General features: G+C 47.6%; 7 protein-coding genes. 2 read left to right on the top strand and 5 right to left on the bottom strand.

Annotated elements, in window-relative coordinates; translation table 11 throughout:
* Positions 1 to 352: 352 nt before the first annotated feature.
* Positions 353 to 1,474: an efflux RND transporter periplasmic adaptor subunit gene (locus QVO66_RS06575; protein ID WP_288172694.1), complete on the top strand. Its 1,122-nt coding sequence runs from the start codon at positions 353 to 355 to the stop codon at positions 1,472 to 1,474.
* Between the two features lie 9 nt (positions 1,475 to 1,483).
* Positions 1,484 to 4,609 carry an efflux RND transporter permease subunit gene (locus QVO66_RS06570; RefSeq protein WP_021854645.1) on the top strand — a complete coding sequence of 1,042 codons (3,126 nt, stop codon included), beginning with the start codon at positions 1,484 to 1,486 and terminating at the stop codon, positions 4,607 to 4,609.
* Positions 4,610 to 4,809: 200 nt separating this feature from the next.
* Here QVO66_RS06570 and QVO66_RS06565 read toward each other — a convergent pair whose 3' ends face one another.
* From QVO66_RS06565 to QVO66_RS06545, 5 genes are all read right to left on the bottom strand, one after another.
* The gene (locus QVO66_RS06565; RefSeq protein ID WP_021854644.1) at positions 4,810 to 5,583 is read right to left on the bottom strand and encodes a LytR/AlgR family response regulator transcription factor; all 774 of its coding nucleotides are present in this window, start codon (positions 5,581 to 5,583) and stop codon (positions 4,810 to 4,812) included.
* Positions 5,576 to 6,637: a sensor histidine kinase gene (locus QVO66_RS06560; protein WP_021854643.1), complete on the bottom strand. Its 1,062-nt coding sequence runs from the start codon at positions 6,635 to 6,637 to the stop codon at positions 5,576 to 5,578. Before QVO66_RS06560 ends, QVO66_RS06565 begins: the two co-directional genes overlap by 8 nt.
* A gap of 102 nt (positions 6,638 to 6,739) precedes the next feature.
* Positions 6,740 to 8,035, bottom strand: a complete 1,296-nt coding sequence (locus QVO66_RS06555; protein WP_021854642.1) for a TolC family protein — start codon at positions 8,033 to 8,035, stop codon at positions 6,740 to 6,742.
* 17 nt (positions 8,036 to 8,052) lie between these two features.
* Positions 8,053 to 11,124, bottom strand: coding sequence for an efflux RND transporter permease subunit (locus QVO66_RS06550; protein WP_021854641.1), 3,072 nt, complete (start codon positions 11,122 to 11,124; stop codon positions 8,053 to 8,055).
* Complete coding sequence (locus QVO66_RS06545; protein ID WP_021854640.1) at positions 11,121 to 12,197, bottom strand: efflux RND transporter periplasmic adaptor subunit; 1,077 nt, start codon at positions 12,195 to 12,197, stop codon at positions 11,121 to 11,123. Before QVO66_RS06545 ends, QVO66_RS06550 begins: the two co-directional genes overlap by 4 nt.
* Positions 12,198 to 12,275 lie beyond the last annotated feature (78 nt).

Raw genomic sequence — 12,275 nt, 5'->3', positions numbered from 1 at the left:
AATTTGGTAACATGCGGACATTCATTTATTTTATTATTGTTGGCTGAGGATGGTTCACATATTTATTTTGTTTTACGATCATTGCAAAGGTAATACATTTTATTGAATGGTCTATTGTTTTCCATGTGTCGTTTGTCACCACATATAGGCTGTTTGTCACCACATAGTTTATCATAAGAGTCATTGTTCATAAATTTGCATCAACTGAATGGCCGGCAATGCAGTTTTGTAAGGAAAAAAGCAACTACATTTTTTGCTTATATGCACCCGGACATAGAGGGCTGTTATTTGTTGTATGTCTTGAGCGGCCCTTATTTAGTAACTTTAGTTTTTTATTTTATAGAAATACAAAATGGAAATTAAAACAAGTATTATGCTCGTTGTGTGTAGTATGTCATTGTTCTGTGCTTGTGATGATAAAAAACAGGCTATTCATGGCGAGGAGTATAAGACGCTTACTGTTACGCGTCGAGACTTTATGTTGCAATCTGCTTATACTGCAACACTTCAAGGGCGTCAGGCTGTTGAGGTGCGTCCGCAGGTCAGTGGCACGATTACAGACATACGTATAAATGAGGGAGATGCCGTTAAGCGTGGTCAGGTGCTGTTTGTCATTGATCAGGTGCCATATAAGGCTGCGCTCAGTACGGCAAAGGCTAATTTGGAGAGTGCGGAGGCAAAGTTGTGTACGGCCAAACTAACGGCAGATAGTAAAGAGGAACTTTGCAGGAGAAATGTTGTATCAGATTATGACAGGCAGACAGCCGTTAACTCTTTACGGGAGGCCAAGGCTGCTGTAGCTCAAGCCCGGGCTGAACTTACACGTGCCACTAATGACTTGTCTTATACAGAAGTGAAGAGTCCTGTTGATGGTGTTGCAAGTATGATACCTTATCGTGTCGGTGCATTGGTTGGCAGTACTATTGAAGAACCGCTTGTAACCGTGTCTGATGATTCTGAGATTTATGCTTATTTCTCTATGGCTGAGACACAGATGCTTGATCTTATAGAGGAGTATGGTTCACTTGATGAGGCTAAGAAAAAACTTCCTCCGGTCGGGTTGACGATGAGTAATGGCAACAAATACGATCTACAGGGACGTATTGATGCTATTGGCGGTACCGTTGATTCGGAGACTGGATCTATTGGATTTAGAGCTGTTTTCAGCAATCCCCGACATCTGTTGCGCAATGGTGGCAGTGCTTCTGTATTAGTTCCGTCCGTGCATAAGAATTGTATTGTGATACCTCAGTCGGCTACATATGAGCTTCAGAACAGGGTGTTTGTGTGGAAGATTGTTGACGGCAAGACAAAGTCTGCCACTATAACAATTTATAAATATAACGATGGGAAAAACTATATTGTGCTATCCGGACTGGAACCGGGTGATGTCATTATTGCGGAGGGCGCAGGACTGATGCGTGAGGGTACGGTGGTTGGCACGGGAAAGAAGTCTGATTCCACAAAAAAATAAGGATTGCCAATGAAAATAAAAACTTTCATCGACCGGCCTATACTGGCCGGAGTAATATCCGTGCTGATATTCATTCTCGGAATTATAGGCTTGTTGCAGCTTTCTATCGAACAATTTCCTGAGATTGCACCACCTACGGTCAGCGTTTCGGCTACATATAGTGGGGCTAATGCTGAAACCGTGCAGAAGAGCGTGGTGGTGCCGCTGGAGGAAGCACTCAACGGTGTTGAGAATATGACCTATATGACTTCAACGTCATCTAATAATGGCTCTGCCAAAATCAGTGTATATTTCCGCCAGGGAACAGATCCTGACATGGCCACAGTCAACGTGCAGAACCGTATTGCCACAGCACAAGGACTGCTGCCGGCAGAGGTGACAAAGAGTGGTATTACCGTGCGAAAACGTCAGACAAGTAACATCAAGCAGTTGGCTGTTTATAGTCCTGATGATTCGTTTGATGAGGCTTTCCTTACCAACTATATGAAGATTAATATCGAACCGCGTCTTTCGCGTATTGCCGGTGTTGGTGAAGTTAATGTATTCGGATACGAATATTCCATGCGTATATGGTTAAATCCCAGTAAAATGAGACAGTATGGACTTGTGCCGGCTGACATTGCTGAAGTGCTTGACGAGCAGAATGTGGAGGCCGCCACAGGCACTTTGGGTGCTGAGGCAAGTAACACTTTCCAGTATGTGCTGAAGTACCGAGGACGTTATGAGAATGAGGTTGATTATGAAAATCTTGTGATAAAGTCGCTTCCTGGTGGGGAAGTGCTGCGACTAAAAGATGTTGCCGCTATAGAACTGGGAACTAGAGCTTATGATTACATTAACGAAGTTAACGGTCATCCAGGTTGTAACATCATGATAGCTCAAACCTCAGGGTCAAATGCCAATGAGATAATAGAAGAGATTGACCGTACCGTGGACGAAATATCCAAAACGTTGCCAAAGGGTATAAAGATAGTAGATTTGATGAGTACGAAGGATTTTCTTGATGCTTCAATTAAGAACGTCATAAAAACGCTTGTCGAGGCAATAGTACTTGTGGTGCTTGTTGTCTATGTATTCCTTCAGAGTCTGCGTTCAACATTCATCCCCGCACTTTCAATCATAGTGTCGCTGGTCGGTACGTTTGCCTTTCTCTATGTGGCAGGCTTCAGCCTGAATATGCTTACTTTATTTGCGTTGGTGCTTGTAATCGGAACTGTAGTAGACGACGCCATCGTGGTTGTAGAGGCCGTTCAGGCCAAATTCGACGAGGGCTACCGTTCTTCATATCTTGCCACGGTCGATGCCATGGACGGTATCACGTCGGCGCTCGTCACTACAACATTTGTTTTCATGGCTGTGTTTATTCCTGTGAGTTTCATCGGAGGTACCACGGGTACATTCTACACTCAGTTTGGACTTACTATGGCTGCTGCTGTTGCCATATCGCTGGTCAATGCGTTGACGTTGAGTCCGGCTTTGTGCTCACTTATAATGACTCCACATTCCGATACCTCTAATGGTTGCAAGCTAAGTTTTTCGTCGCGTTTCCATATTGCTTTCGACACAGCATTTGGCCGTCTTGTCATGAAGTATAAAAGAGGAGTGGCCTTTATGCTCCGGCGTAAATGGTTTGCCGGATTATTGCTGGTTATTGCCTGTGTTGGCTTTGCCATACTCATGGCAACCACAAAAACCGGCTTTGTGCCCAATGAGGATATGGGCACGGTGTTTGTTGATGTGCGTACATCGCCGGGCAATAGCGTAAGCCAAACCCGTAAGGTGATGGAGCAGGTGGATAGTTGCCTGCGCACTATACCGCAGATTGAGTTGCAGTCGAATACTACGGGTAACTCTACTTTGAGCGGTCAGGGTGCCTGCAACGGAATGTTCACGATACGTCTTAAAGATTGGAGTCTGCGTACTCGCAAGGAGGATGCTCTGGATGCTGTGATAAGCGAGATACAGCGCATTACGGCTCCTATATCGGGTGCTGACATCATTGCCTTTACGCGTCCAATGATTCCTGGATACGGCACAAGTAGCGGATTTGAGGTATATGTGCAGGACCAGAAGGGAGGCACCACAGATGAGTTGTTAAAATATACGCGCCTGTTTATTGATTCTTTGAGCCGCCGTCCCGAGATAGGCCGTGCGACAACTTCATTTGACACCAAGTTTTCACAGTATCTCGTAGAGGTCGATGCCGCGCGATGCAAACGTAACGGAGTGTCACCGGCCGATGTGCTCAGCACGCTTTCCGGATACGTTGGCGGCAGCTATGCTTCAAATATGAACCGCTTCTCAAAACTTTACCGCGTAATGGTGCAGGCACCGCCTGAGTTCAGGCTCGACACACACTCACTAGATAATATGTTTGTGCGAAACTCAGACGGCCAAATGTCGCCTATAAGCCAGTATTTAAAGCTCAAAAGAGTTTATGGCTCAGAAGTGCTCACACGCTTCAATTTGTTTTCTGCCATACAGGTAAACGGCTCGGCAGCTCAGGGATACAGCTCTGGCCAGGCCATAGAGGCTATAAAGGAGGTGGCAGACAAGACTTTGCCTACGGGCTATGGTTATGAGTTTGGAGGTATGTCGCGCGAGGAGTCTGCCGCAGGAAATACGGCCACATTGGTGTTTGTTGTGTGTGTTGTGTTTATCTATCTTATTCTCTGCGCTCTATATGAAAGTCTTTTCATTCCTTTGGCTGTCATTTTGTCCGTGCCGTTTGGCCTTGCCGGCAGCTTCATGTTTGCTAGGATTTTCGGTCTGGAAAATAACATATACTTGCAGACCGGTCTTATAATGCTCATCGGTTTGCTTTCAAAAACGGCTATCCTACTTACCGAGTATGCCTCAGAGCGGCGTCGTGCCGGCATGTCGATAGCTCAGGCTGCAATTTCGGCTGCTGGCGTACGCCTCAGACCTATACTTATGACATCGCTCACCATGATTTTTGGTATGTTACCCATGATGTTTGCCACTGGCGTTGGTGCTAATGGCAATATATCCATAGGCGTAGGTACGGTGGGTGGAATGCTCGTGGGCACGGTGGCTTTGCTTTTTGTTGTTCCTCCGCTGTTTATGTTGTTTCAGTATATGCAGGAAAGGTTTATGCCGCAGCGACGCCAATAATGTGTAGACATAGTGTGATAATCTCATTTTAGACCAATGTTTGTTACTGTCAGAATCAGGTCTGCTCTTTGGCAGTAACAAATCTTGGTTTATAGTAACAGGCGAACCAAGTCTGTGTGTCCGCTTGTTGTAAGTGCTTTATTTTATGTATTGATGACGTGGCAGATGGTTGTTGCTTTGGGTTCTTTTGTGCATTGTTCCTATGAATTGAGCCACACTTTAAGTGCAGAGGCTTTTTCACGGCTTATAATGATTGGCTCTTTGCAGTTGGGTGATGTTTTCATGGCCCAGCGTCCGCCAAAGTAGGGCTCTATGCTTCTCACAGATTTTGCCGAGACGATAAACTGTCGGTTTGCTCTGAAGAAGTTTTTCGGGTCGAGTTGCTGCTCCAGGCTACTCAATGGCGGGTCTACGATGTGCTCAGTTCCGGCCCATGTGGTGGCTATTGTTATTTTGTCTTCCGAGCGGAAGTATGCAACGTCGTCTATTTGCAATGTGTAAAGTTTCCGGCCTGCCGACACAAGCAGACGTTCGCGGTATGTATTAGCAGCGTCTTCGTGCATCGCTCTTGCAAGATATTTGCTGAGGCTGCCAAGAAGTCCGGCGTTGTGGTAGCGTTCAAATTTAGCTATTGCAGTCTCAAGACGCTCAACGCGTATAGGCTTTAGCAAGTAGTCAATACTGTTAAGGTCGAATGCCCTCAGTGCATACTCGTCGTAGGCTGTGGTGAATACAATCATACATTCGGTCGGCAGCTTGTCTATGAGTCCGAATGATGTGCCGTCAGAGAGTTGTATGTCGAGAAACATTATATCGGGACGGACGCCCGAGTGTTTGAGCCACAGGGAGGCTTCGCTTATGCTGCCAGGCACAATATGTGTGTGCCATTCTGGTCTTATACTGTTCACCATACTAAAGAGCAGGCGGGCTGCCGGCAACTCGTCGTCTATTATTGCAGCAGTAATGTCAGTCATATATCATGGGGATTTTTACGGTAAAAGTATTGTTGTCGGCAATGATGCGTATGTCACGTCCACATAACAGTCTGCAACGCTTTGACAAATTCTGAAGTCCGTGTCCTGAGGTGCCAATTACAGGCTTGGGTGTCAGCGTGTTGCTTACGGCTAGCCAGGGTGAGTCGTCGTTTTCTTCACACCATAGTTTTATGGTTGCGGGATTTGCCGTGTTGACGATGTTGTGCTTTATAACATTTTCTGTTAGCAACTGTAGTGTCAGTGGCGGCAGTTGCATGTAGCCCTCGCTACTGTCGAGCTTTGTTTCAAGTTGTATGCAGTCGCCTAGCCGCACTCTTTGTAGCTGTAAGTAGGTCTGTGCAAACCTGATTTCTTCGTTGAGGCTTACACTTTGTTTCTCGTGGCAATCGAGAATGTAGCGATATATGTCGGCCAAGTTGCGCGTAAATTCGGCTGCACCAGCTGGGTTATATTCTATTTCAGCCACGAGTGTATTCAGACTGTTGAATAGAAAATGGGGGTTTAGCTGGCTTTGCAGAGCTGCATATTGTGCTTTGACTGAGGCATCTTCCAGTTGTCGTGCCCTGCGGCGATGTTCTGCTATGTCGGCATAAAACCTGTTAATGAGGAACAGACTTACGGCCAGCAACTCTATTAGCCATACGCCCAGCAGTGCTCCGGCCCCTCGCCATGCCAAGGCCATCGGCCTTGGGGAGTGACCTATGACTTTGGTGGCCACAAGCAGCAGATAATTAGAGCAGAGTAGGGCTGCGGCTGCTATAGCAAGGAATGTGAACATGCGGCTGCGCTTTTTTATCCATGCGGGATAGGACGCACTCATGCGCCGGTTGACAAAGCGCAGGCTCAGACCAACACCGTTGAACAGCAGTAATACGGCAATGATGCTTTCCGGTGTGGTCAGGTGCTGGCTACTTATGGCCGGCATGTCACCGCAAATTATGAGCAGCAGGTATGAGCAGCAGCCTATTGCAGAATAGACAAGTATGTCGGTGAGCACCGATCCATGCTGCAGGTTATTGTCATTAGTTGTCATATTTTTATATTATATGTGTGTCCGGCAATATGGAGTAGCATGCCGTTTGGATGCCTGTTTGGTGAAATACTGCGCTGCGAATGCAAAAATAATAAATTATTTTCAATATCCGTACACATATTCGAGTGAGCTTTTGGCCATGCAGGCATCAAGTTTTGATGCTATGTGATTCCGACATGCATCGAGGTAGTATATCTGAGCGTTGATGACGTCTGTAACAGACACACTTCCTTCATAATATTTTTCTGTGGTCAGTCTGCGGCTTTCTTCTGCTTTGAGAAGTGAGCTTGCTGTCAGTTTTACCTGTTCGCATGCCTTTGTGTAGTTACATCTAGCCGTTTCTGCTTCAAGCTGCAGCCTGTCGGCTGTGCTTCTCATCTGTTCCTCGGCTACCGCTGTGGCATGTTTTCCCATACGTCGGGTGTTGCCCCTCTTTCCCCATTCGAATATAGGGATGCTTAGTGTAGCATATACAGAATAGTTGGGGTCTGGGGCCGCCCTGAAGTCGTATCCAGGTGATGTGTAGCTTCCGTTGATGCCTACAGACAAGTTCGGCTTGTAGGCTGCATCGGCCATGCGTGCCTCATAGCCTTTTATGTCTATTTGTTTGCTCGCCATGGCCATTTCGGGACGATTGTATATACTTTGCCCCGTTGAAGGTATTGTTGTATCGGGACATAGCATGGTATCTGCCGGTATCATATCAGATGAACCGACACCAGCCAGCGAGTTTAGGGCAAGCCGAGCATTTTCGGCATCAGTTAGCGCACGCTGCAGTTGATATTCGGCATCGTTGAGACGCACTTCGGCTGTCAGAAGATCGTTGCGGCCGGTATATCCGTTGCTTACACGTAATGCTACAGCCTCTGCAAGTGCGGCTGCGGCATCACGATGTCTCTGTGCTACTGTTACCATTTCGCGTGTTGCTACATAGTTCCAGTATGTCTGATCGGCTTGATATATAAGATTGTTGGTTATGCGTTTTTTCTCGAATGCAGCATTCTCACTTTCTGCTTTGGCCTTTCCGTAGGAAGCCTTGAGCAGTCCGCCCGTGTAGATTGGTTGAGCCATTGTCAGCGATGCACCGTATTTTGTGTTTCTGCCACTGAACGTGTAGCTGCGACCGCCGTCTGTACTCGGCAGTGCTATGTTCAGTTCGAGTGGATTGCCTGTATATTTAGCGTCGGCGTTGCCCGTAATCTTGGGCTTAAAGTCTGCTTTTGCCGCTGCTGCATTTTCTTTATATACTTCTAATGCGTGTGTGGCGGCTTTTACGTCGTGGCTATAGGCTTCCACCTGACGGCGGTATGCCTGTAGCATAGCCGCATCTTGAGCATCAACGTTTGTGCTTATGGCAGTCAACGCTGCATATATTGTTATTATATGTTTTATTTTCATACCTTGTCTGTTGCTTGTTATGCATGTTTACATGTTTCTGTCGTATCTTCGGCTTGCTTTGCTGCTTCTGGATAGAATATGGCATATAGGGCAGGAGTGGCAAAGAGAGTGAGCAGCGTGGCAAATGAAAGACCGAACACGATTGTTGCTGCCATGCCTCCGAACACAATGTCGAACAGCAGTGGTATGCTGCCGAATACTGTTGTTGCGGCAGCCATGAGCACCGGACGTGTACGCGAGACAGTTGCCTCTACTATAGCCGTAGATGGTGGTACGCCTGCGCGTCTCTGCAGATTGACTTCATCGAGCAATACGATGATGTTTTTTATTATCATACCCAGCAATCCGAGCCATCCGGCAATGCAGAAGAAACCGAATTGAAAACCCGTGACGAGCATGCCGACAACTACACCTATGATTGAGAGTGGAAGAATGAGAAATATTATCAGCGGTTGCTTGAAGTTGCCGAATAGCATTACGAGGATTACCACCAGGAATATTATGGCCAGTGGAAAATACTTGGTCAGTGCGGCCATGGCCTCTTGCTGGTCCTTATACTGAGAGTCCCAGAAGAAGGTGTAACCTGGTGGTAGTTTTATCTGTTCTATCTCGTTGCGTATTTCGGCATGTACTTCCTTCATAGTGTGTCCGTGTTTAACGTCACACTGGGCTGCCATTGACAACCGCCTGTTGTATGTTTTCATTAGCGGCCATTCCCATCCCGTGCTTATGCTGTCTGCAAGCTGTGCCAACGGAGCTGAGTTTGTGCCGTTCCATACAGCCAGGTCGCCCAACGCGTCTTGTGATATCATGCCCTTGGTGTTTGTGTGTAACATCACAGGCACCTGCTTGTCGGCATCTCTGTATATGCCTACTGCAACTCCGTCGGCAGTGCTTTTCACGGCGGTCATCATGTCGGCTTTTCCTAGTCCAAGCCTTCCTGCTTTTACAGGATTGTACGGAGTGGTCATCATCATGGCCTTGTTGCCCCATTCATTGCGTGCATTCATAACCTTGGGATTGCGTCTCATTATTTCTATTGCCACATTGGTCAGCGAATCGAGTACGCGTGGATCATCGCCGCTGAAGCGTGCCTCTATGAGGGCCTGTGGTACAGAGTTCAGCTCAAAGCTATTTACGCGTACTAATGCATCAGGGAAAGCTTGTGATATTTCGTTCTGCAGTTTCTGTTGCATGTTTCTGGCAGCCTCAGGGCTGACGGCTTCAACCAGGCACTGGGCATAGTTGCTTTGAGGACCGTAAGCAGCGTTGGCCAGATAGTAGCGTGGAGGCGTCTGCCCCGTAAATGTTGAAACGTGCTTTATGTCTTTGCGTCGTCTCAGCGTGTCAGCCAATGCTTGTGTCTGTTCTGCAGTCTGCTCTATGCGCGTTCCTTCTGGCAGCCACAGGTCTATGGTGAAGTACTGCTTGTTAAGCAATGGCATAAATTGCTGCGGGATGAGCTTGAAAGCAACTGCGCTTAGAATGAGCAATGTGACGAGGCATGCAGTAACGGCATATCTGTGGCTTATCGTCAAGCGTAGGGCTTTTCTGAACATATCGTAAAGTCTGCCTCTGAACAGTTCCCCCTTGAGCTCATCAGGACGTGGACGGCGCACAAACTCTTGCACGAAAAACACGTTTTGTGTTATGGCCAGAACCCAACTAAGCAGCAACGATACTGCTATAACTATGAACAGAGACGATAGAATTTCACCCGTTATGTGTGGAGAGAGGTATACGGGCAAAAATGTCAGCACAGCTATTAATGTTGCACCTAATAGTGGCATGGCTGTGGTGCCGACGGCTGACAGTATGGCCGGGCGTTTGCGCATGCCGCGCTGCATGTTTACCAATGCTGCGTCATATACCACGATAGCGTTGTCTACGAGCATACCCATGGCTATTATTATGGCTGCAAGTGACATTCGTTGCAGAGCAATACCTGTTGCGCACATGTATATCAATGTGCCGAAGATAGAGAAAACCAGTCCGCTGCCTATTAGTATGCCGTTCTTTATCCCTATGAATAGAAGTAGTACGCCAGCTACGGTTATTACAGATATTATAAGGTTTAGCACAAAACCCTCGTTGGCCTCGGCCGACTCATGTCCTTGGTCGTATATTGTCTGCAGGCTGTATCCTTCGGGCAGTGTTTGTCTGGCTTCGTCTATGTATGCTGCAACACGTTCCGACATATCAACCACATTGCCGTCGGCCACAGTAGATATGGCCATACCTACGGCCGGCTGTCCGTCGGTCCGCATTTGGTTGCGTGCTGGATGGCGGTAACCTTCGCTTATATGAGCTACCTCGCCAAGCCTGATGTAGGCTCCGTCCCGTCCCACAATCGTTAGTTGCTCTAGTTCTTCAAGACTACCAAAACTGCCGGTAGCCTCTACTCTTATGCGATTGTGTTCGGTTTCTATAGCACCGGCATCTACAATTCTATTTTGTCTGTCGAATGCTGCTGTTATGTCAGACATGGTTATTCCGCTGGCTGCCAATAGCGAAGGATCGGCTTCAATGTCTATGGTGCGGTCCTGCAGTCCGAACAGCTCTACGCGGGCTACATCTTTTATGCCCAGCAGACCATTTTTTAGACTGTCTGCCTTGTCTTCAAGCTCCCGCCAGCTATGGTTAGATGAACTTAGAGCGTAGAACACTCCGAGTACATCGCCAAAGTCATCGTTTACAACAGGGCGACCGGCTCCTGCTGGCAGATGTGGTTGGGCGTCGTTCACCTTACGTCGCAGTTTGTCCCACAACTGCTGCATGTCAGCAGCGCGTATTTCTTTTTTCACGTAAACGGTAATCTTTGACAGACCTGCCCTGTTTTCGCTTTTCAGATAATAGAGCTCGCCAAGTTCCTGTATTGACTCTTCGAGCACGTCTGTCACTTGCTCTCTAACCTCAGCCGGTGAGGCTCCCGGATACGATGTTGTCACTACAGCTTGTTTAATTGTGAATGGGGCGTCTTCAAGTTTGCCCATGTTGCCATAGGCAATTATACCACCCGCAAGTACAAGTGCCAGTACCAACCAGCTCAGCGCTCTGTTTCGTAAGCAAAATTCAGCTGCGCCTCTCATTGTTGCATTCCTCCTTTCCGGTTAGCAACGGCCTGTGTGGCCACGGTGTCGCCTTCATTGAGCATTGCTTGACCTGCAGTGGCCACGCGTTCGCCTGCTTTTAGACCACTACAAATCTCTATCATACCTCCGCCTAAAAGGCGTCCCGTGGTCACGTTACGTCGGCTAACCCGTCCGCTGTTGTCTATCGTCCAAACACAACTGCCTCCAGAGGATGGACTCCATACTGCTTTCTGAGGTACGGCTACTCCAACAAACTTATTTGAAGTCTGTCCAATGAGCATGTTGCCAGACATGCCACCTGGCAGGTGTGATTTGCCATTGTCTATCAATGCAGTCAGTTTGAAGGCCATATTGTTACCCGTGGCGGTACGTGTTATATATGTTTCTGCCGGTCTGAATGTCCTGCCGCTCATGCGGTCAAAGCTTATCAGACATGTCCTGCCGCCTATGTTCTGTTGTAGTTGTGCGGCTATGTCTTCTGGTACGTAGGCCTCTGCCTTTATGCGTGACATATCTATAAACGTAACCACTGGCTGTCCTGCTGCCACGTCCTGATAGCGTTCTACATGTTGTGTCTGTACATATCCGCTGAAAGGAGCTATGAGTCGTGTACGGTCCAATTCATCTGCAGCCATGTCATAGTCTGCTTTTGCGCGCTCATAATCGGCTCTTGCACGTTCATACTCCTGTTCGGCTATGTTGCCGGCCTTAAATAAGCGTGTTGTACGCTCGTATTCAGCCTTAGCCTGACGGCATATTGCCGCTGCTCGTCTTTTCCTTACAATGAAGTCACGAGCGTCGAGTGCGGCTATCACCTCTCCGCGTCTGAAGAACTGCCCTTCTTGAACGTCAAGTTGGGCTATATGACCGCCAACTCTGAAGGCGAGTTCTGCTGTGCGGTAGGGCTCAGATATGAAAGGATATTTGCGGGCCGATGTATCGGCCATACTTTCAGCCGTGGCTACGTCCACGGTGCGTACCGTGCCAGGAGCATCGTGTCGGCCACTGCACGATACAGCCATAATGGCAGACGACAGAATCAGCAGCATGTTTTTTCTAATCGTAATCATCTTTTTTTCTGTTAAGTTTGTATGCTTTTTATTCGCAAAGATAACATGTAGCATGGGCAAATGTCAATACAAATATTA

The sequence above is a fragment of the Prevotella sp. CAG:255 genome, from assembly GCF_000431195.1.
GTDB classification, from domain to species: domain Bacteria; phylum Bacteroidota; class Bacteroidia; order Bacteroidales; family Bacteroidaceae; genus Prevotella; species Prevotella rara.
This window is presented reverse-complemented; position numbering and strand designations above follow the sequence as displayed.

Coding starts and splice junctions, on each gene's coding strand:
- QVO66_RS06575 (WP_288172694.1), top strand. CDS start 353: ATGGAAATTAAAACAAGTATTATGCTCGTTGTGTGTAGTATGTCATTG.
- QVO66_RS06570 (WP_021854645.1), top strand. CDS start 1,484: ATGAAAATAAAAACTTTCATCGACCGGCCTATACTGGCCGGAGTAATA.
- QVO66_RS06565 (WP_021854644.1), bottom strand. CDS start 5,583: ATGACTGACATTACTGCTGCAATAATAGACGACGAGTTGCCGGCAGCC.
- QVO66_RS06560 (WP_021854643.1), bottom strand. CDS start 6,637: ATGACAACTAATGACAATAACCTGCAGCATGGATCGGTGCTCACCGAC.
- QVO66_RS06555 (WP_021854642.1), bottom strand. CDS start 8,035: ATGAAAATAAAACATATAATAACAATATATGCAGCGTTGACTGCCATA.
- QVO66_RS06550 (WP_021854641.1), bottom strand. CDS start 11,124: ATGAGAGGCGCAGCTGAATTTTGCTTACGAAACAGAGCGCTGAGCTGG.
- QVO66_RS06545 (WP_021854640.1), bottom strand. CDS start 12,197: ATGATTACGATTAGAAAAAACATGCTGCTGATTCTGTCGTCTGCCATT.